Annotated in this window: 22 protein-coding genes; 10 read left to right on the top strand and 12 right to left on the bottom strand. The window is 70.0% G+C overall.

The window, feature by feature from the left end; translation table 11 throughout:
- The first annotated feature begins 50 nt into the window (after positions 1-50).
- The 5 genes from ACIHAO_RS05865 to ACIHAO_RS05845 all read left to right on the top strand — a co-directional run bounded on the left by ACIHAO_RS05865 (position 51) and on the right by ACIHAO_RS05845 (position 2,960).
- Positions 51-1,289: an MFS transporter gene (locus ACIHAO_RS05865; protein ID WP_396554976.1), complete on the top strand. Its 1,239-nt coding sequence runs from the start codon at positions 51-53 to the stop codon at positions 1,287-1,289.
- 30 nt (positions 1,290-1,319) lie between these two features.
- Positions 1,320-1,526, top strand: coding sequence for a hypothetical protein (locus tag ACIHAO_RS05860; RefSeq protein ID WP_396554975.1), 207 nt, complete (start codon positions 1,320-1,322; stop codon positions 1,524-1,526).
- Between the two features lie 76 nt (positions 1,527-1,602).
- Positions 1,603-1,779 carry a CsbD family protein gene (locus tag ACIHAO_RS05855; protein ID WP_125787480.1) on the top strand — a complete coding sequence of 59 codons (177 nt, stop codon included), beginning with the start codon at positions 1,603-1,605 and terminating at the stop codon, positions 1,777-1,779.
- A gap of 93 nt (positions 1,780-1,872) precedes the next feature.
- Positions 1,873-2,532, top strand: a complete 660-nt coding sequence (locus ACIHAO_RS05850; RefSeq protein WP_396554974.1) for a pentapeptide repeat-containing protein — start codon at positions 1,873-1,875, stop codon at positions 2,530-2,532.
- Positions 2,533-2,627: 95 nt separating this feature from the next.
- The gene (locus ACIHAO_RS05845) at positions 2,628-2,960 is read left to right on the top strand and encodes a helix-turn-helix domain-containing protein (protein ID WP_396554973.1); all 333 of its coding nucleotides are present in this window, start codon (positions 2,628-2,630) and stop codon (positions 2,958-2,960) included.
- A 160-nt stretch (positions 2,961-3,120) separates the two neighbouring features.
- On the opposite strand, the gene ACIHAO_RS05840 is transcribed toward ACIHAO_RS05845, so the two are convergent.
- From ACIHAO_RS05840 to ACIHAO_RS05830, 3 genes are read right to left on the bottom strand one after another with little or no spacing between them, the layout of a single operon-like run.
- Positions 3,121-3,711 (bottom strand): ClpP family protease, encoded by a 591-nt coding sequence (locus tag ACIHAO_RS05840; RefSeq protein ID WP_016335566.1) that lies wholly within the window; start codon positions 3,709-3,711, stop codon positions 3,121-3,123.
- Entirely contained in the window at positions 3,708-4,334 is a 627-nt protein-coding gene (locus ACIHAO_RS05835) for an ATP-dependent Clp protease proteolytic subunit (protein WP_340688205.1), read from the bottom strand. Before ACIHAO_RS05835 ends, ACIHAO_RS05840 begins: the two co-directional genes overlap by 4 nt.
- A 56-nt stretch (positions 4,335-4,390) precedes the next feature.
- Positions 4,391-5,608: a serine/threonine-protein kinase gene (locus tag ACIHAO_RS05830; protein WP_396554972.1), complete on the bottom strand. Its 1,218-nt coding sequence runs from the start codon at positions 5,606-5,608 to the stop codon at positions 4,391-4,393.
- A 117-nt stretch (positions 5,609-5,725) separates the two neighbouring features.
- On the opposite strand from ACIHAO_RS05830, the gene ACIHAO_RS05825 reads away from it, so the two are divergent.
- Positions 5,726-7,285: a PucR family transcriptional regulator ligand-binding domain-containing protein gene (locus tag ACIHAO_RS05825; RefSeq protein ID WP_396554971.1), complete on the top strand. Its 1,560-nt coding sequence runs from the start codon at positions 5,726-5,728 to the stop codon at positions 7,283-7,285.
- Here the strand turns inward: ACIHAO_RS05825 and ACIHAO_RS05820 are convergent.
- From ACIHAO_RS05820 to ACIHAO_RS05810, 3 genes are read right to left on the bottom strand one after another with little or no spacing between them, the layout of a single operon-like run.
- Positions 7,273-8,142, bottom strand: coding sequence for a polysaccharide deacetylase (locus tag ACIHAO_RS05820; protein ID WP_396554970.1), 870 nt, complete (start codon positions 8,140-8,142; stop codon positions 7,273-7,275). The two genes, ACIHAO_RS05825 and ACIHAO_RS05820, sit on opposite strands and share 13 nt — an antisense overlap.
- Complete coding sequence (locus ACIHAO_RS05815; protein ID WP_396554969.1) at positions 8,139-9,260, bottom strand: tRNA-dihydrouridine synthase; 1,122 nt, start codon at positions 9,258-9,260, stop codon at positions 8,139-8,141. The genes ACIHAO_RS05820 and ACIHAO_RS05815 overlap by 4 nt, the downstream gene beginning before the upstream one ends.
- A complete protein-coding gene (locus tag ACIHAO_RS05810; protein WP_396554968.1) occupies positions 9,257-9,871 on the bottom strand; it encodes a DUF1989 domain-containing protein in 615 nt (204 codons plus the stop codon). Before ACIHAO_RS05810 ends, ACIHAO_RS05815 begins: the two co-directional genes overlap by 4 nt.
- Positions 9,872-10,098: 227 nt before the next feature.
- Here ACIHAO_RS05810 and ACIHAO_RS05805 point away from each other — a divergent pair, with 227 nt between their 5' ends.
- The 3 genes from ACIHAO_RS05805 (at position 10,099) to fahA (ending at position 12,736) form a co-directional block, all read left to right on the top strand.
- Positions 10,099-10,641 carry a MarR family winged helix-turn-helix transcriptional regulator gene (locus ACIHAO_RS05805; RefSeq protein WP_396554967.1) on the top strand — a complete coding sequence of 181 codons (543 nt, stop codon included), beginning with the start codon at positions 10,099-10,101 and terminating at the stop codon, positions 10,639-10,641.
- 80 nt (positions 10,642-10,721) lie between these two features.
- Positions 10,722-11,564, top strand: coding sequence for a hypothetical protein (locus ACIHAO_RS05800; RefSeq protein WP_396554966.1), 843 nt, complete (start codon positions 10,722-10,724; stop codon positions 11,562-11,564).
- Positions 11,561-12,736, top strand: a complete 1,176-nt coding sequence (gene fahA / locus ACIHAO_RS05795) for a fumarylacetoacetase (protein ID WP_396554965.1) — start codon at positions 11,561-11,563, stop codon at positions 12,734-12,736. Before ACIHAO_RS05800 ends, fahA begins: the two co-directional genes overlap by 4 nt.
- 1 nt (position 12,737) lies before the next feature.
- Here the strand turns inward: fahA and ACIHAO_RS05790 are convergent, their stop codons facing one another.
- The 6 genes from ACIHAO_RS05790 to ACIHAO_RS05765 are packed head-to-tail and all read right to left on the bottom strand — an operon-like array spanning position 12,738 to position 18,313.
- The gene (locus ACIHAO_RS05790; protein WP_396554964.1) at positions 12,738-14,045 is read right to left on the bottom strand and encodes an ABC transporter substrate-binding protein; all 1,308 of its coding nucleotides are present in this window, start codon (positions 14,043-14,045) and stop codon (positions 12,738-12,740) included.
- Complete coding sequence (locus tag ACIHAO_RS05785) at positions 14,042-15,043, bottom strand: branched-chain amino acid ABC transporter permease (RefSeq protein WP_396554963.1); 1,002 nt, start codon at positions 15,041-15,043, stop codon at positions 14,042-14,044. Before ACIHAO_RS05785 ends, ACIHAO_RS05790 begins: the two co-directional genes overlap by 4 nt.
- Position 15,044: 1 nt before the next feature.
- The gene (locus ACIHAO_RS05780) at positions 15,045-15,923 is read right to left on the bottom strand and encodes a branched-chain amino acid ABC transporter permease (RefSeq protein ID WP_396554962.1); all 879 of its coding nucleotides are present in this window, start codon (positions 15,921-15,923) and stop codon (positions 15,045-15,047) included.
- Between the two features lie 11 nt (positions 15,924-15,934).
- Positions 15,935-16,639 carry an ABC transporter ATP-binding protein gene (locus tag ACIHAO_RS05775; protein ID WP_125795261.1) on the bottom strand — a complete coding sequence of 235 codons (705 nt, stop codon included), beginning with the start codon at positions 16,637-16,639 and terminating at the stop codon, positions 15,935-15,937.
- Complete coding sequence (locus ACIHAO_RS05770) at positions 16,626-17,396, bottom strand: ABC transporter ATP-binding protein (RefSeq protein WP_396554961.1); 771 nt, start codon at positions 17,394-17,396, stop codon at positions 16,626-16,628. The genes ACIHAO_RS05775 and ACIHAO_RS05770 overlap by 14 nt, the downstream gene beginning before the upstream one ends.
- A gap of 59 nt (positions 17,397-17,455) precedes the next feature.
- Positions 17,456-18,313 (bottom strand): alpha/beta hydrolase family protein, encoded by an 858-nt coding sequence (locus tag ACIHAO_RS05765; protein WP_396554960.1) that lies wholly within the window; start codon positions 18,311-18,313, stop codon positions 17,456-17,458.
- 140 nt (positions 18,314-18,453) lie between these two features.
- Here ACIHAO_RS05765 and ACIHAO_RS05760 point away from each other — a divergent pair, with 140 nt between their 5' ends.
- Positions 18,454-19,050 carry a QsdR family transcriptional regulator gene (locus ACIHAO_RS05760; protein ID WP_396554959.1) on the top strand — a complete coding sequence of 199 codons (597 nt, stop codon included), beginning with the start codon at positions 18,454-18,456 and terminating at the stop codon, positions 19,048-19,050.
- The last annotated feature ends 25 nt before the right edge of the window (positions 19,051-19,075 follow it).

Genomic DNA, 19,075 nt, shown 5'->3' with positions numbered 1-19,075 from the left:
GACGTCTATTGGATCTTAGGCTCGATTTTCCTTCCAGTGATCGGATTTCGATGCCTTCATCTTTCGCGTTCCCCGGTGACTTCCGGCGCCTGTGGATCGGCCAGACGATCAGCGCGTTCGGCGACAAGGTTTCGCGGATCGCGTTGCCGACCGCCGCCCTGCTCGGGCTCGGCGGGACCGCATGGGACGTCGGACTGCTGGCCGCGCTGAGGTTTTTGCCGTTCGTTCTGATCGGCACCCTGGCGGGGGTGTGGGTCGACCGGCTCCCGCTCCGCGAGACGATGATCGGGGCCGACGCCGGCAGGCTGGTGGCGATGGGGTCGATCCCGGTCGCGTACCTGTTCGACGTTCTCACCCTCACCCAGTTGTTCGTGGTCGCCGGCGTGGTCGGCGTGCTGACGGTGTTCTTCGAAATCGCCGCCCAGTCCTTTCTGCCGGTACTCGCCGGACCTGAGGCCATCGTGGCGGGGAACGAACGGCTGCAGACTTCCCGCGCGGTCGCCGAGGTCGGCGGTGCGGCCGCCGCGGGCGGGCTGATGCAGATTCTCGGCACGGCGTTGGCGATCCTGGCCGACGCCTTGTCCTTTCTCGCTTCGTTGGTGACCTTGATGCTGATGCGCCACCGGGAACTGCCCCAGGCGCGGGCCGAAGAGCCGCGATCGGCGTTGAGAGAGGCCAAGGAGGGCCTGACGGTGCTGTTGTCCGACGCCAGGTTGCGCAATCTGATGTTCGCGAGCACGACGGTGAATCTCGGCGTGGCGACGGGGAACGCCCTCGTACTGGTTTTCGCCTACGGGGACGGGAAGTTGAGCCCGGGCGCCGTCGGCCTCGCGTTCGCGATCGGCACCCTCGGCCTGATCTTCGGCGCGGTGTCGTCCGGCGCGATCGCCCGCAGGCTCACCCTCGGCCGGACGCTGACCACCTCGATCCTGCTGACAGGGGCGGGCTTCCTGCTGTTGCCGATCGGCGGAAACGAAGCAGCGTTGACCATGTTGATCGTGAGCCAGTTCCTCATCGGGTTCGCCGACTCGGTCTTCAACATCCACGTGCTCAGCCTGGTTCAGCGCGTCACGCCGCCGGAGCTGATGGGCCGGGTCAACGGGACCGCGCTCTCCGTGGTCTTCGGCACCGGAACCCTGGGTGGTCTCGCCGCCGGCTTCGTCGGCACGGTCTTCGGCACGCTGCCCGGACTGGTGCTGTCGGCCGCGATCATCTGCTGTGGCGCGGTATTCGTGCTCCGTCAACCCGATGACGGGCGTACCGGCCCGAAAGTATGTATAACGACCTAGACGGCCGGACGTCGAACCCGGAGGTGGCGGATGACAGCCGAAGTCGAGCGGGCGGCGCACGCCTACTGCTCTGTCTGCAACCCGGATCCCGGCCTCGGTGAGCGGGTCACCGCGCTCTGCGGGGCCGTCCATCCCTACTGGGGCCGCCGCGAACGGCCGGTGAACAACTGCCCTGCGTGCGAAGCCCTCGTCGCGAAGACGGTGTTCCCGTGCGGCCACACGGGTGGCGAGAGATGAGGGCCACAGCGGATACGCCGTTTCCGGAGGCGGAGGCCGGGTACCCGGTGAGAGCCGACAACGAAGGGAGGCCCTGATGAACGACAAGGCCGAGAACAAGGTCGAAGAGCTCAAGGGCAAGGCCAAGGAGGCCGTCGGCGACGCCACGGACAACGAGCAATGGCAGGCCGAAGGCAAGACCGAGCAGGGCAAGGCGAACGTCAAGCAGGCCGGCGAGAAGATCAAGGACGCGGTGAAGGGCGTCCGCGACTGACTTGCGTGCCGCCGGCGCGTGAAGGCCCCCTTCCCTCGGCTCAGCGAAGGGAAGGCGGCCTTCACGCGCGGGCCCTGCGGTACGGTCCGGATCATGGACTTCCGGGATTTCGACGGCATCAAGGTGCGGCGCCCTTCGGTCGAGCGCGACGGCCTCGAAAGCGAACCCGCCGTGTTCCGGGGCGACTTCGACTTCGACTCGGTCCATCTCGACGGCGGTGACCAGGACGGGGTCCGTGGCGGCGGCGAGATCGCGCATTCCCTCGTCTCCGACGTCAGCCTGGCGAATGCCCGCCTCGACAGGCTTGCCCTTTCCGACGTGATCCTCGAAGGGGTCGACCTGTCGAACGCGGCGATCCGCGAACTGACCGCACGCCGGGTCGAAATCCTTCGCTGCCGGGCGATCGGGCTCGGGGTCGCGATCACTTCGGCCGTCGATCTCTACGTCGAGAACGCGCGGTTCGACTACGCGTCGGTGACGGTCGAACGGGTGAAGGGTCCGGTCGTGTTCTCCGGCTGTTCGTTCCGGGAGACGGTGTTCTCCGGTGACCTGTCCCGGCTGACCTTTGTGGACTGTGAGTTCACGGATACGGAATTCGCCGCGACGGGCGCGCTGGACTGTGATCTGCGCGGTTCACGGTTGTCCGGTGTCCGGGGGCTGGTGACGTTGCGCGGCGCGAAGATCACCGGCGAACAAGCCGTGTCGGTCGCGGGGATCCTGGCGACCGAGAGTGGATTGTCGGTCGTCGGATGACCACGACGCGGACGCCGCGGCCCGCGTACCGGGGCTCGGTTTCGCCTTGAGCGGAACGTCGCCCGCGCGTCCCGGCGCGATGTCACGATGACCGTATGGCGGACATCCTCCCTTTCCAGCAGAAGCGCCCCGAACCGGAGCCGCTGTGGCGTGACGTGCTCGGCAAGAGCCTGCGCGCCGCGCGGGAGGACCAGGGTGGCCGCCTCGTCGACATCGCGGAACGCGCCGGGATCTCGCCGCAGTACCTCTCCGAGATCGAACGCGGCCGCAAGGAACCGTCCAGCGAGATGATCGCCGCGGTCACCGGCGCGCTCGGAATCGACCTGGCCGACCTCCTCTTCGGTATCGCGGGCACGATCAGCCGGGGCGGCGGCACGGGTCTCGCGGTCGGCCGCCGCCCGCGAGGGCCCGTGCTCATGGCTGCCTAGGCGCTGTCCTGCGAGTCATGTTCGCGGTCTTCGCGCCCAGGCGGTTCCTGACGGCACGGGCGGACGCGGCCGAGTACGACCCGGTACGAGGCCGATCCGCCCGCACCGTCAGGAACCACCCGGATCACGAAGCCCATCGAACAGACTCACAGGACAGCGCCTAAGCTCGCTCGTCGAGGACGCGGTCCGCGAGTCCGTAGGCGACCGCGCCCGCCGCGTCGAACACGCGGTCCCGGTCGGTGTCGTGCCGGAGATCCGAGACGGCGCGGCCGGTGTGGGCGGAAAGGATCTCCTCCAGCTGCGTCCGCACCCGCACCACTTCGTCGGCCTGCAGGATGAGGTCCGGGATGGTGCCGCGGCCCTGCGCGGCGGGCTGATGCAGCACCACCCGGGTGTGGGGCAGCACGAACCGGTGCCCCGCCTCGCCCGCGGCCAGCAGGATCGCGCCGGCCGCGACGGCCTGGCCGACGCAGGTCGTCGCCACCGGCGCCTTGATGAAGCGCATCGTGTCGTACAGCGCGAGCATCGCCGACGGGTCGCCGCCCTCGGTGTTGATGTAGAGGTTGATCTCCTGCTCGGGGTTGTCCGCCTCCAGGTACAGCAGTTGCGTGATCAGGGCGTTCGCGACGCCGGAGTCGATCGCGGTCCCGAGATAGATGATCCGCTCCGACAGCAGATGCGAGTAGACGTCCATGATCCGCTCGCCGGCGGGACTGCGGGAGATGACGTTGGGGATGGTGTAGGTGCTCATGCGCCCGCACCCCTTTCCGTGCCGAGGCCGAGTTTGTGCGTGCGGACGGGGACGACCTGGTCGAGGCTTTCGACGATGTGGTCGATGAAGCCGTATTCGCGCGCCTGCTCGGTGGTGAACCAGCGATCGTGGAGGGAATCGGCGAAGATCCGGTCGATGGGCTGCCCGGTGTCGTCGGCGATGAGGCCGAGCACCGTGTCCCGCGTGTAGCGCAGGTCGTCCGCCTGCACCTCCACCTCGACGGCCGAACCGCCGATGCCCGCCGAACCCTGGTGCATCAGGATCCGCGCGTGCGGCAGGGCGAACCGTTTGCCAGGGGTGCCCGCGGAAAGCAGGAACTGCCCGGCACTGCACGCCAGCCCGAGTGCGAGGGTGGCGACGTCGCACGGCACGAGCCGCATCACGTCGCGGATGGCGAGCATTGAGGGGACCGAACCGCCCGGCGAATGGATCCACAACGCGATGTCCTTGCGGGGGTCTTCGCTCGCCAAGGACAGCAGCTGGGTGGTGAGGACCGTGCCGTTGTCGTCGTCGAGCGCGCCGTCGAGGACCAGCACACGCTGGCTGAAGAACCGTTCCCGGAGCCGTTGGTCGAAGAGTGGCTGTTTCTCGTAGTCGGTCATGCCCCGACCATGCCGCCGGGGCGCGGGCGGCCGCCGGTTTCTCTGCTGTGAGCGGATCAGCCCACAGCAGGACGCTTGGCCGGGACCAGCCAGACGACTCCGGCCAGGACGACGGCGAAGACGAGAACGAGGACATCGATGGTGAGCCCCGGCTGAACCGGGAGGCCGAGGTGCTCTCGATCGTCGCCGAGAAAGGTCAGCAGGCACAGCGAGAACAGTGTCAGCAGTGCGGAGACGCTGAGCATGATCTGCCCTGCCCGGACCTTGGCGAGCAGGCTCGCGCCACCCGCGACCGCGGCCACTCCGGCGAGGACCAAGCTGATGTCTCCCACGGTGATCGGCAGATGCGCGAACTCGAAGAAGTAGTACGCCTGGTGCACCAGCATCGCGTTCGCGAGCAGTGCGAAGCCGAGCACGATGCCCGCCACCCCGGCCAGGACCGCGAACACGGAGGGCGGGGTCAGCCCGGGCCGCCGCGGCGCGGCCAGGATCGGCACCGGGGTTTCGACCCCGCTCGCGGCCTGGGCCAGCAGCGGGAGCGCGTGATCCGGCAGCAGGCGGGCTTGCGGCGCTTTCGCCAGCAGGCCGCGGAGGACGTCCGCGAGCGGCCCGGGCGTCCGGGCGAAGGGCGGCTGCTCGTTGACGACGGCGTACAGCGTGGCCGCGACGTTCGCCCGCTGGAAGAAGTTCCCGCCCTCGCTCGCGCTGAGCAGGGTCACGCCGAGCGACCAGAGATCCGAGTGGGGAGTGCCCTCGTGCCCCGCGATCGTTTCGGGGGCGAGGAAGGCCGGGGTACCGACCGGGTCGAGGGCCTTGGCGATCCCGAAGCCGGTCAGTTTCACCGCGCCGTCGGGACCCACCAGGATGTTCGCGGGTCGCACGTCCCCGTGCACGATGCCCGCGGTATGCGCGGCGGCGAGCGCGCCGAGCACCTTTCCGCCGATTTCTGCCACGAACCGCGGCTGCATCGGCCCCGCCGACGCCAGTTCCTCCAAGGTCCGCGCCTCCACCAGGTCCATCACGATGAACGCCGTCCCGTTGTCGGCGACGACGTCGTGCACGGGCACCACCGACGGGTGATCCACCGCGACGCGGGTCTCCCGCTGGAGGCGTTCCACGAGGGCGGGCTCGTGGGTGGGCAGCGGCAGTTCCTTGATCGCGACCTGGCGGCCGTCCGGCCCGTCCTCGCCACGCCACAGCACGGCCGTCCCGTCGCGACCCAGCTCCTCGAGCAGGGTGTAGCGCTCGGCGATCGTGCGGGAAACTGCCGTCACAGTGGCTCTCCTCGAATCCTGAAGGGTCTCCGAGGCACGCTAACCAGCGCTCATGACAAAACGATGAAATGGCCGTTCATCCATAAAGGACGTACGCGGCTGGATATATTCACAGCCATGCTGACCCTGGCGGCCCTGGTCGACGACCCGGCGCTCGAACTGCGGGTGGTCGTCCCCGGCCGCGACGGGGCGCTCACCGAGCAGGTGCTGTGGGTGCACAACACCGAGCTTCCCGACCCCGGGCCGTACGTGCGCGAGCACGAGGTCGTGCTGACCAACGGCCTGTGGCTGGACCGCGTCGAGCCGGCGGAGTTCGTCGCACGGGTGGCCGGTGCCGGAGCGGCGGGGATCATCTTCGGGCTGCGCGTGGAGCAACGCGACACCCCGCCAGCACTCACCGAGGCGTGCCGGGAAGCCGGGTTGCCGCTGCTGGAGATCTCGGTGGCGGTGCCGTTCACGGCGGTCACCCGCGCGGCGGCGGCGATCCAGGCCGCGGACCGGCAGAACGCGCTGATGTCACTGGTGCGCCGAGGGGACGAGCTCACCTCGGCGCTGTCGAGGGGCGCGGGCACGTCCGGGGTGCTCGCGGTCCTCCGCCGTGAGCACGAACTGCCGCTGGCGGTCGTGGACCGCATGGGCCGGGAGCTCGCGTCCGCCGGTGCCGAACTGGACGCCGGGCAGTCACGCGCCGCGGCGGAGGCCTTGGCCGGTCGTCCGCCGCCACTGGAGGCGGATCTCGGCGCCGGGACGCGGGCGGCGTTGTTCCCGGTGGGTGCGATCGGCGACGCGGACGCCGCGTTGCTGTGCCTGCGTCCCGCGGCCGACCTGACTCGCGAGGAGCGGGACGCGCTGGAGCAGACCGCGCGCTACCTCAGCCTGGAGGTGGCCCGGCATCAGGCGGTGCAGGCGATCGAGATGCGGTTCGCCGTCGAACTGCTGGACATGGTGCTCTCCGGCGCGCAACGCGTCGCGGAGGTGCCCGGCAGGCTGCGTGCCTTCGGGGTCGATCCGGACGGGCCGCTGTCGGTGATCGCGCTGGCGTTCGCGGGAGACGACGCCGCGACGCCGGCGGGGATGGCGGAGGCCGTGACGGACTTCCTGCTGGCGGACGGGCTGCCCGCGGTCGTGGCGGCGGGCAGCCAGGACGTCGTCGCGGTGCTGCCGTTCCGGTCGGGAAGGCAGTCGCCCGCCGCGTTCGCGCCCCGGCTGGCGGCGGCGGTGTCGCACCGGCTCGGCGGCGGGCGCGTGGTCGTCGGGCTCGCCGACCCCGTATCCGGCGCGGCCGAACTGCGCGTGCCGTTGTCGCGCAGCCGCGAAGCCTGCCGCGTGCTCCGTGGCAGGCGGGGCGGTCCGGTGGCGGCGAGTTTCGCCGAACTGGGCAGCTACCGGCTGCTGCTGGAGTCGCACGACGAGCAGTGGCGGCACACCTTCGCCGACGCCCTGCTCGGCCCGCTGCGTGAGCACGACCGCGTCCGCGACGGCGACCTGGAGACGACCCTGCGGGCGTTCCTCGACCACGACGGCCAGTGGGCGGCCACCGCCGCGGCGCTGTACGTGCATGTCAACACCTTGCGCAACCGGCTGGCCAAGGTCACCGAGCTGACCGGCCGCGACGTCGGGCGGACCGCGGACCGGGTCGACCTGTTCCTGGCGCTGGAGGCGGCTCAATCCGGATAGACCTCGGGGTCGATTTCGAGGCGCCGCAACGGTTCCACGGGCAAGGCAGGGTCGGCCAGCGCCGCGGCGGCCACGTCACGGCACCGGGCGAACAGGACGTCGCCGAGGCCGAGCCCGAACTCGATGAGCGAGCGCACCGCGGCCAGGCGTCCGGGCCTGCCCGAAAGGAACGGGTGCAGGCACAGGTTGAACAGGCATCGGTAGCGGCGCATCGCGTCCAGCTCCGCGCGCCACATCTCCAGCACCCGCACCGGAGAGGTGATCACCGAGCCGATCTGCGGTGCGGGAAGGAACGCGTACTGCTCCCAGTCGTCGAGCGACCAGTGCACCGGCAATTCCGCGATCCGGCCCGCCCCGGTCTCGATCAGGTACGGCCGGTCGTCGGCCATCAGCGACGAGTCGTAGCTCAATCCATGCTCGGCCACCAGCGCCGGAGTGTCCCAAGTGGACTCCCAGCCCGCCGCGCGATGCCCGCTGATCTCGATGCCCTGTGCGGCGAAGACCGCCATGCCCCGTTCGAAATCGGCGCGTTGCCCGGCGGCGGTCATCGTGGTCGGCGGCCGGTGGCTGTAGGAGTGGTGGGCCACCTCGTGCCCGCGCTCCACGATCGCGGCGGCGAGGCCGGGCCGCTGTTCGGCGACCCAGCCCGGCACGAAGAACGTCGCGGGCACGGCCAGTTCGTCGAGCAGGTCGAGGATGCGCGGCACCCCGACCCTGGGCCCGTACGCCTGATGGGACATGGTCGACAGGTGTTCGGCGTAGCCCCCACCTCGGGCGAGGATCGGGGACTCCGCGTCCACGTCGAAGGTCAGGGTCGCGACCGCGGCCGCGCCGCCGTGCCAGCTTGCTTCCGTCACGCTTGCCGACTCTCCCGCCAGCGGCGCGCGTTCGCCACCGTGACCGTCGGGGAGACCATCGCCCGGTCGAACTCGGCCAGTGGCCGCGCCGCGGCGACGCGGGCGGGCAGATCGGGATTGGCCAGCGCGCCATGCCCGATCGACAGCAGGTCGGCGTGCCCGCCGGCGAGGACCTCGTGCGCCTGGGTGAGGTCGTGCATCCCGCCGTTGGCGATCACCGGCAGCCCGGTGACCTGCCGGGCGAGGGCGGTGATGGTGCCGCCGTCTGCCAGCTTCGCCGTCTCGAGCCAGTTCCGGCCCTCGCTGGCGATGTGGAGGTACTGCGCGCCCGCCTCGGCGACCGCGGCGAAGATCACCTCGGCGTCGGCGCGGCCGCCAGGCCAGCGGTAAGTGAAGTCGTTGACCTTCGTCTGCGACAGCCGCACACCGGTCACCAGCTCCGGCACGGCCTCGGCGACGGCGGTCACGACACGGGCGGTCAGCCGGATCCGGTTCGCGACCGGTCCGCCGTAGGAGTCCGTGCGATTGTTGGTGTAATCGGTGAGGAACTGGTCGAGGAGGTACCCGTTGGCCGCGTGCACCTCGACGCCGTCGAACCCGGCCTGACGGGCACGCACGGCCGCGGCCGCGAAGCCGTCGATGACGTCGTCGATCTCGGCGGTGGTCAGTTCGCGGGGGACCGGCCACGGCCCGGAGCCGCCGTACGCGGGCATCATCTCCCCGCGCGGCTGGACGGCCGAAGGAGCGACGGTGTGGTCACGGTGCGGATTTCCCTGGGAGATCGCCCCGGCGTGCATGAGCTGGGCGATCATCCGGCCGCCCGCCGCGCGCACTCCGGCGGTGACCACGCGCCAGCCGGCGACGTGCTCGTCCCGCGCGAGGCCCGGCTGGTTGAAGTAGCCCTGGCTGGCCGCGCTGTCGGGGTAGGTGCCCTCGCTGAACACCAGCCCGAAGCCGCCGCGGGCGAATTCGGCGTAGTAGTCGGCCATTTCGCCGGTCGGGGTGCCGTCCGGGCTCGCCGAGACGCGGGACATGGGGGCGACGGCGTAGCGGTTGCGCAGCGCGAGGCCACCGAGTGTGGCGGGGGCCAGCGCGGGGTGTCCGACGGTCGTGGTCATGACTGAGTTCCTCCATTGTGGACGGTTTCGATGGCGAGCGGGGAGAGTCCGGCGTCGCTGATACGCACGAGGTCCTGCGGGCACGCGGAGACCACGACCACGCAGTCCAGTTCGGCGCGCAGGGTCACCGCGTCGCCGGGCCGCGAAGACGCGGTCAGCCAGCTCAGGCGCCCGCCCTCGCCGACCGGGACACGCATGAAGACGTTGATCGGCTGCGGCGTCGGACCCGTGAAGCCCAGGCCCTCGTCTGCCAGCGCCTCACGCAGGTTCGCGGCACAGGACCGGTGACCCGGAGCGCCCAGCGCGGCGTACCGGGCCGGGTCACAGGCCGGGATGAGCATGTCGTGCTCGCCGGGTGAGGTGTCCTCGACGAGGGTCAGGATCGGGCGGCGCAGGCCGGTCAGGAAGGACTCGCCGACCGCGGGGAACAGCCGGTCGACCCCGGCGCGGGTGTGCGCCGCGCTGTGGTGCTCGGCCAGCTCGGCCCCGGTGTCGGTGAACGCGAACACGTCGCCGACCTGGCCCCCTTCGACGTCGATCACCCGGACGAGGTCTCCGGCGGCCACCCGGGCGGCCTTGGCGGTGCCCGGCGGGACTTGCGTTCTGCTCATGCCTTCAGCAAACAGGGGCGGGCCGGTGGCTCGCCATGGAGGTTCCTCCATGATCGAGGGAGGTGGATGGAGAAAGCTCCATGAGACAAAGGCGTAACTCGCGTGATTGAAGCCGTAACTCGCGTGATTGAAGGCGGAACACCGTCTTACGGCTCCAATCACGCGAGTTACGGCCAGCGATAGTTTCGACTTTGATTATTTTCGCGAAGCCGGGTTAGTGTTCGGTGATGGAAGACGTGGGCGCTGTGGACGCGGCCGGGCTCGATTTCTGGTCGTTCGTGGCGCTGGCGAACCGGCGGCTCGCGCAGGAGTACGGCTTCCGGCACCAGTTGGCGACCGAGGTGCTGCTGACCCTCAATCGTGCCTCCGACCTGGTGACTTACGATCTCGAAGCCGCGGTGCACCGGCCGCGCGGCCGGTCGTGGTCGGCGTTCCGGCTGCTGTTCGTGGTCTGGCTCGCCGGGCCGCTCGAACCGACCAGCGCGGCCCGGCTGACCGGGATGAGCCGGGCGGCGGTGTCGAATCTGGTCAAGACGCTGGTCGCGGAGGGGATGCTCCATCGGGTCCCGGACGAGCGCGACGGCCGGTCGGTGCAGCTCTCGCTGACCGAGGCGGGGCACGAGGAGATGGTGTCGGTCTTCCGCGAGCACAACGAGCGCGAGTTCGGCTGGACGAACGCGCTGACCGAGACCGAACAGCGCATCCTCGTCATGCTGCTGGGCAAGCTGATCACGAGCCGCGCCGAGTTCGGCACGCGGAGCCGCAAGTAGGCCTTCCCGTCGCGACGAAGACCGGACTACGCTGCCCGAGGGGTAGTCAAAGTGTGAACTAAATCGGCGAGGAGGAGACCATGGTGGACGGCGGACGGATTCCCGCGCTCTTCGCCGGGCTGTGCGACGACGCCGCGGTGTTCCCGCCGGGGCTGGCCCCGCTGCCGGACGCCGTCGTGGCGCACGACGAGCACGTCTCCGCCTGGTACGCCGATCTGGTCGGCCCGCTCGTCATAGCCGCCACCGCGCTCGGCGAGCTCGCCGAAGTGCTGGGTGACCGGGCGACCCCACTGGCGTTCTCGGTGACCCTGCCCGGCGGGCCGGCACAGCTCGACGGCGTGCTCGACGCAGTGGAGAAGCTCCCGGTGAACCTCGACGCGCTCGAAATCGCCGTCCCGGAGGGGATGGGCCCGGACGAGGTGCTCGCCGCGATTTCCGGTGCGACCGCACCGGTTTTCGTCGAGATCCCGCGTGACGACCGGCGTCTCCCGCTGCTGACCGCGCTTTCCGGAACCGGCCACCGCGCGAAGTTCCGCACCGGTGGTGTCCGGGCCGACCTGTACCCGGGCGAAGCCGAACTCGCCGCCGCGGTCCGGGCCGCCGTCGGGGCGGGCGTTCCGTTCAAGGCCACCGCCGGGCTGCACCACGCCCTCCGCAACACCGATCCGGAGACCGGCTTCGAACAGCACGGCTTCCTCAACCTGATGCTCGCCGCGGACGCCGTCCTCACCGATGGCGACGTCGAAGCCGTTCTCGCCGAACGAGACGGCGCCGTCATCGCCGGACGGCTTCGGGCACTGGACGCGGATCGCGTCGCCGCCGTCCGCGCCGCCTTCACGTCGTTCGGCACCTGCAGCATCACCGACCCCCTGACCGAACTGGCCGGACTCGGCCTGCTCGAGGCGCCCCAAGGAGAGGCATGACCACGATCGACATCCCCGCAGGCTCGCTGTTCGGGATCGACAACCTGCCGTACGGCGTGTTCTCCGTCGACGGCGATTCCCCGCGTGTCGGCGTGCGCGTCGGCGACTCCGTTGTCGACCTGGCCGCGGCGCTCGGCGACGACGTCTTCGCCGCGCCGACGCTGAACCCGTTCATGGCGCAGGGATACGACCGCTGGGTGGCGGTCCGGGAGCGGATCCGCGACCTGGTCGCCGGCGAGGTCCCCGACGGCGCGGTCCACGCGATCGAACGGGTGACCCTCCACCTGCCGATCGAGGTCGCGGACTACGTCGACTTCTACGCCTCCGAGCACCACGCCTCGAACGTCGGCAGGTTGTTCCGCCCGGACGCGGAACCGTTGCTGCCCAACTGGAAACACCTCCCGGTCGGCTACCACGGACGGTCCGGCACCGTTCTGGTCTCCGGTACGGACATCGTGCGCCCGAGCGGCCAGCGCAAGCCCCCGGCCGAAACGGCGCCGGTGTTCGGGCCGAGCACGCGGCTGGACATCGAGGCCGAGATGGGGTTCATCGTCGGCACCGGAACGCCGCTGAACACCCCGATCACCCCGGATTCCTTCCCTCGCCACGTTTTCGGCGCCGTCCTGCTCAACGACTGGTCGGCCCGCGACATCCAGGCGTGGGAATACGTGCCGCTGGGCCCGCACCTCGGCAAGAGCTTCGCGACGTCGATCTCCCCTTGGGTGGTGCCGATCCTGGCGCTGGAGGCCGCGCGGATCCCGCTGCCCGGCCAGACGGATCCGGAGCCGCTGCCGTACCTGCGGGAAAGCGACCCGTGGGGCCTCGACATCGACCTCGTCATCGCATGGAACGGCGAGGAGGTCAGCCGCCCGCCCTTCCGCGAGATGTACTGGTCGCCCGCTCAGATGCTCGCGCACCTGACGGTCAACGGCGCCTCCTCGCGCACGGGCGACCTGTACGGCTCCGGCACGATCTCCGGACCGGAGAAGAACCAGCGCGGCGCGTTCCTCGAATTGTCCTGGGGCGGCAAGGAACCGCTCACGGTCAAGGGGGAGGAGCGCACCTTCCTGCTGGACGGCGACGAGGTCGTGATCACCGGGACCGCGCCCGGCGCGAACGGCTCGCGGATCGGTTTCGGCGAGGTGCGCGGGCGCGTTCTGCCGGCGAACTGACTCAGCTGCCCGGAATCCCGTTGGGCGGCGGCCCGTCGTTCGCGGCGGAGTCGTCCGCCTTGATGGGCGCGTCGCCGAGGTCGGACACCAGGACCGGCGTCAGATCCTTGCCGACGCCTCCCTTGAGTTCGACCACCGACATCCCGGAGATGCCCAGGTGACTGTCGGCGGAGAAGCGGAACGGCGCCAGTCCCGGTCCCTGGAACGTCTTCCCGGACTCCTGGAGCACCTCGACGATCCGTTCCCGCGTGAGGTCCTTCCCTGCCGCCTGCAACGCCTGGACGAACGTGTATGCCTGCGCCATCCCGTAAATACGGTAGTTCGTCAGGTCGCCGCCCTTGCCGTGCGCCTTCCAGACGTTCTGCCACAGCTTCGTCCACGCGTTGTCCGGCGCGTCGACGCCCGGCAGGTATTCGGTGGTGATCACGCCGTCGATGAGCGACGCGCCGTTGGTGACCTTGCCTTCGGAGAACCGCGCGAGCAGTGAACCGACGAGCGCGGGATCGGAGCCGACGTTGCTGTAGACCCACTTCGGCTTGAACCCGATCTTCAGCGACGCCAGCTGGGAAAGCGCGGTGTACGACGGAACGGTGAAGCCCAGCACCACATCCACGCCCGCGGCCTTGAGTTTCGCGATCTGCGGCGCGATGTCGGTGTTGCCGGGGGAGTACTTCGCGACCTCCACGATCTGGTCGCCGAGGTACCGCCGCGCGCCCTTCTCGCCGTCACGGCCGAAGTCGTCGTCCTGGAGGAACAGGCCGACCTTGGCGTTCGGCAGGTTCTTCCGCACCCAGTCGCCGATGATCTTGCCTTCGATCTCGTAGTCCGGCTGCCAGCCGAAGGTGACCGGCGCCTTCTTCGGATCGTCGCCCCAGCGCAGCGACCCCGACGACACGAACAGGTCCGGCACCTTCGAGGTGTTCAGGAACTCGACGACGGCGCTGTGCGTCGGCGTGCCGAGGCCGCCGACCATCGCGAAGATCTCGTCCTTGAGCACCAGTTCGTTGGTGACGGCGCTGGTGTTGGTCGGGTTGTAGCCGTCGTCCTTCACCACGAACTCGATCTTGCGGCCGTTGACGCCGCCGTTCGCGTTCACGTAGTCGTAGTAGGCCTGATGCCCGCTCGGGATCTCGCTGTAGCCCGGCGCGGCGACGCCGGTCAGCGGGAAATGCGCGCCGATCTTGATGGTCGTGTCGGTGACGCCGACCGTCGAGCCCTTCTGCTCGCCCTCGGGTCTGCCGCCCGCGCCGCAGGCGGCGGTGACCGTGACGGCCAGGAAGACGGCCACGGCCTTGGTCCAGCGTTTCATGAACTTCTCCTCGAGTGGATGAGTTTCCGCAGCCCGCCGGCGAGGCCGGCGGGTGCGAGCAGCACGATCAGGACGGTGACCAGGCCGTAGATCAACGGCGCCAGATGCGCGGCCTGCACGTCGGAGAGGCCGAGATCCGTGCCCGCGCCGGTCACCAGCGGCGGCAGGAAGGTCAGCAGCGCCGCCCCGGCGAGTGCTCCGGTGAGGCTTCCGAGACCGCCGAGCACCACCGCGGACACCAGCAGCAGCGACAACGTCAGCGCGAACCCGCTCGGCGCCGCGAGCCGCGCCGACAACGCCATGAGCGCTCCCGCCAGCCCGGCGCAGCCCGCGCTGACGACGAACGCCCGCACCCGTGTGCGGCCGAGGTCGATCCCGGCCAGTTCGGCGGCCACGTCCTCGTCGCGCACCGCCCGCCAATCACGTCCGACGCGGCCACGGGACAGGTTCGCCAGCAGCACGAACACGACGATCACCGCGAGCCAGGAAAGGTAGGCGAGATAACGGATCGACGTGAGATCCCGGCCGGTGACGAAGTACGCGGCGTCGGCCAGCCAGCCGGGTATCTCCGGCATGCGCACGGGCAAGCCCTGCTCGCCGCCGAGCGTCTCACCGAAGAACAACGGGATCCCGGGTACGGCGACGGCGAGCGCCAGTGTCGCCCCGGCGAGATACGGGCCGTGCAGCCTGGCCGCGGCGACTCCCACGAGCGCCCCGACGGCGAGCGTGATCACCACCGCCAGCAGCAGGATCACCGGCAGCGGCAAGACCGCCGGCTTCAGCAGGAGCGCCGTCGAGTACGCGCCGACGGCCATCAAGGCGCCGTGTCCGAGCGAGAGCTGCCCGTTGAGTCCGGTGAGGACGGTAAGGCCGCCCGCCGCGATCGCGAGATACGCCATCGTGGTGAATTGCGCGGTGAGGAACGGCCCGGAAGTCTCCAGGACGAGTACGACGACGACCAGCGCGGCGAGCGCGCCCAGCAGATGACCGCGCGGCAAGTCAGACCCTCCGTTCACGGACGACGGCGAACAGGCCGCCGGGTTTGAGCAGCAGCACCACCATGAGCAGCACCAGCGCGGCGAGCGGCACCAGTTCCGCGCCGACGTAACCGCTCACCAGGCTCAACGACAGGCCGAGGACGACACCGCCGACGACCGCACCGACCGGGCTGTCCAGCCCGCCGAGCACCGCGGCCACGAAGCCGTACACCACCACACCGTCCATATAGGACGGATGGACGAGGCCGCCGCCGGCGATCAGCAGGCCCGACAGCGAACCGGCGAGAGCGGCCAGCGCCCAGCCGAGGGTGAGCATCCGCCCGACCCGCACGCCGAGCAGGCGGGCCACTTCCCGGTCGAACGCCGCGGCCCGCATCCGCAGGCCGAGATCGGTACCGCGGAACAGCACCACGAGCCCGATCAGCACCACGCCGACGGCGGCGATGGTGAACACGCCGAATCCGGTCAGCGCGATCGTCGTGTCACCGACCCGGAACCCGGTGAGCCCGAACGGCGCCGGGAACGACCGGTACCGCGAGCCGAACACCAGCGCCGCCAGCGCGTGCAACACGATGAACAACCCCAGGGTGAGGATGACGGCGTTGATCTCGGCCTTGCCGTCGACGAACCGGACGACGAAGCGTTCCACCAGCGCGCCGAGCACGAGCCCGGAAAGCAGGGCCACGGCGAAACCGGCCCAGTACGACCAGCCCGCGTCGATCAGGACCAGCGCCAGATAGGTGGTGATCATCGCCATCGGCGCCTGCGCGAAGTTCACGATCCGCGTCGCCCGCCAGATCAGCACCAGCGCCAGCGCGAACGCGGCGTACACCACGCCCAGCGTCAGGCCGGTGAGCGCGGTGGTGAGCAGTTGCTGCACAGTGCTCCCTTTCAGAATCCGAGGTAGGCGTGCCGGAGGTCGTCGTCCGCGACGAGCGCGGCCGCGTCCCGCCGGACGACGACCTCACCGAGGTTGAGCACGACGCCGTGGTCGGCGATGGACAGCGCGCTGCGCGCGTTCTGCTCGACCAGGACGACGGCCAGTCCTTCGTCGTGGACGAGACCGCGCAGCAGGCCGAAGATCCGCGCCACGATCCGGGGCGCGAGCCCCAAGGAGGGCTCGTCGAGCAGCAGCACCTTCGGCCGGGAAAGCAGCGCGCGGCCGATGACCAGCATCTGCCGTTCTCCGCCGGAAAGGACGTGCGCGGAACCGTTCTTGCGGTCGGCGAGCGCCGGGAAGAGGTCGTAGATCCGGCGGAGATCGGCCGCCGACGCGCGGCCGCGTGCGCCGAGGGCGCCGAGCCGCAGGTTCTCCTCGACGGTCAGTTCGGCCAGTACGCCGCGGCCTTCGGGCACATGCGCGAGCCCGAGCGCGGGAAGGTCCTCTGTGGACACTCGGCCCAGGTCCCGTCCCGCGAGCGATACACTGCCGCCCGTCGGCCGGACGAGTCCGGAGATGGTCCGCAGCAAGGTGGTCTTGCCCGCGCCGTTCGCGCCGAGCACCGCGGTGATCTCGCCTTCCGCGGCCGAAAGGCTCACGGAATCGAGCGCGCGCACCGGGCCGTAGCTCGCCGAAAGGTTCTCAACGGTCAGCACCGGCCACCTCCTCGCCGAGGTAGGCAGCCTGGACCGCCGGGTCCGCGCGGATCTCGTCCGGTGTCCCGCGGGCGATGACCCGGCCGAAGTCCAGCACCACGATCTCGTCGCAGACGCGCATCACCAGATCCATGTGGTGCTCCACGAGCATCACCGACATGCGTTCGGTCAGCCCGCGGACCAGGTCGCCGACCTCGGTGATCTCCGCCGACGACAGGCCGCCCGCCGGTTCGTCCAGCAGCAGCAGATCCGGTTCGGCGGCCAGCGCTCGCGCCAACGCGACCCTTTTCCGTACCGGATAAGGAAGAGCGGCGGGATAGCGGTGCGCGAGGTCGGCGATGCCGAACTCCTCCAACCGTGCCATCGCCCGTTCGGTCAGCGCCTTCTCGCTCTTCGTCATGCCCAGCAACGAAGTCCAGAAGCCGGACTTCGCATGCCTTCCCGCGCCTACGAGCACGTTCTCCAGCACGGTCATCCGGTCGAACAGGCCGAGTTCCTGCAGGCTGCGGGCGATGCCGAGGCCGGCGAGGTGATGCGGGCGCAGCCGCCGCAGTTCCGTGCCGCGCCAGGTCAGCGTGCCGGTGTCCGGGTGGACGAACCCGCACGCGACGTTGAACAACGTGGTCTTGCCCGCCCCGTTCGGGCCGATCACGCCGAGCACCCGGCCGGGTGCGACGCTCAGGGAGACGTCCGACAGGGCGACGAGACCACCGAAGGTCACCGACACGCCGGACATCTCGAAGGTCGACAGGGTCACGCAAGAACTCCCAACGGAGAGAGGAGGTCCCGGCGCGGGCGCGCCGGGACCCAGGACACTCAGGCGTGCGGACACGTGTCCCGGTAGTCGCTGATCGTGCGGTCGTCCGGGGCCGGGCAGAGGAACTGTTCGAAGCGGGTGTCGTTGTCCACGAACCGCTTCAGCCACGAGATCGTGTACTTGGCCATGGTCGTGTTCGCCGTGTTCGGGAAGAAGTGGCTCGCGTTGTCCAGTTCCATGTACGCCTTCTCCGCCGAAGCGGGAATGCTGGTGTAGAACGGAATCGAGTGCGACGCCACCGGCGCGACCGAGTCGGACTCGCCGCCGACGATGAACGTCGGCACCCGCAGCGAGGACCACGACTTCTGGGTGTTCCACGGCGCCAGCGGCACCGCGGCCTGCAGCGAAGGCCGGTCCAGCGCCGCTTCGAGCGAACCGCCGCCGCCCATCGAGTGGCCAGCCACCGCGAGCCGGGTGGTGTCGACGCGGGACCGGACCGTGCTGCGCTGGGTCAGGTAGTCGAGCGCGGCGAGCAGCTGGTCACCGCGGCTGTCGGGCTGGTCGTAGATCGTGTTGGTGTCGATCGTGAACACCACGAAGCCCTGCGACGCGAGCCGTGGGCCCATCCACGCGATACTCGACTGGGTCGCGGTGAATCCCGGCGAGATGGCGACCGCGCCGAACGTGCCCTGCGTGGTGCTGGTGGGGTAGTAGATGGTGCCGCCGCCGAAGCCGGTGACAGCCAGGCTCGACACGGAGGTCTGCGACACCGCGAACGAGCCGCGGGACGCTTCGATGCTGCTTTCCGTCGGGTCGGGTCCTCGTTCGTAGGGGTTCTCGGCGGCGTAGGCCGCGGGGGCGACAGTGAGTGCCGCGACGGTGGCCAGTCCACAAAGGATCCGGGTCGTACTACGCATGGTGCCGTCTCCGTTCGCCGTTGAACACAGTCCGTGGTGATGGACTGTGGCAAACGGCCGGAGCGGGCTGCATCGGTGAAATCGCCAGTCTTGATCCGCGACCGCCCCCGCCCGGCCGGTCGCCCGTACGATCGGCGATCGTGAACCCCTCAGCCGAGGACATAGTCCGCACCGCGGCGCGGTGGATCGATCGCGGCGTCCGCGTCGACACCTCCGCCTTCGCCCAGGACCTCGGCATCTCGCGCAGCACCCTGTTCCGCCGCGTCGGCAACCGGGAAGACCTGCTCGGTGATGCCCTCTACTACCTGTCCGAGCGCACCCTGACGGCCGCCGCGCGCACCTGGGAGCGCGAAGAGGGCGACGTGGTGCGCAACGCGGCCGGTGAACTGCGCTGTCTTTCGATCATGCGCGAGTACCGGTCCGTGCTGGCGGCGAGCGCCGGGTTCCGGCGCTTCCTCGACGACGAGCCGGTGCTGGCGATCCGGCTGCTGACCGACCCGGACGGACGCGTCCAGCCGAGAGTGATCGCGGCCCACGTCGAGTTGCTTCGCCGCGACGTCGAGGACGGCGGCTTCGTGCCCGCGGTCGGCCTGGACAGCCTCTGTTACGCGATCGTCCGGCTGGGGGAGGCCTTCCTGTACTCGGACGTCCTCGCCTCCCGGACACCCGATCTCGACGCGGCGTCGACACTGCTCGGAGCCCTCGTGGAAGGACGGGTGCCGAGCAGGACCTTGTGAAACACTTGCGCCTGGTGTTTCATCG

It is taken from the genome of Amycolatopsis sp. NPDC052450 (assembly GCF_044547565.1).
Lineage (GTDB): Bacteria > Actinomycetota > Actinomycetes > Mycobacteriales > Pseudonocardiaceae > Amycolatopsis.
This window is presented reverse-complemented; position numbering and strand designations above follow the sequence as displayed.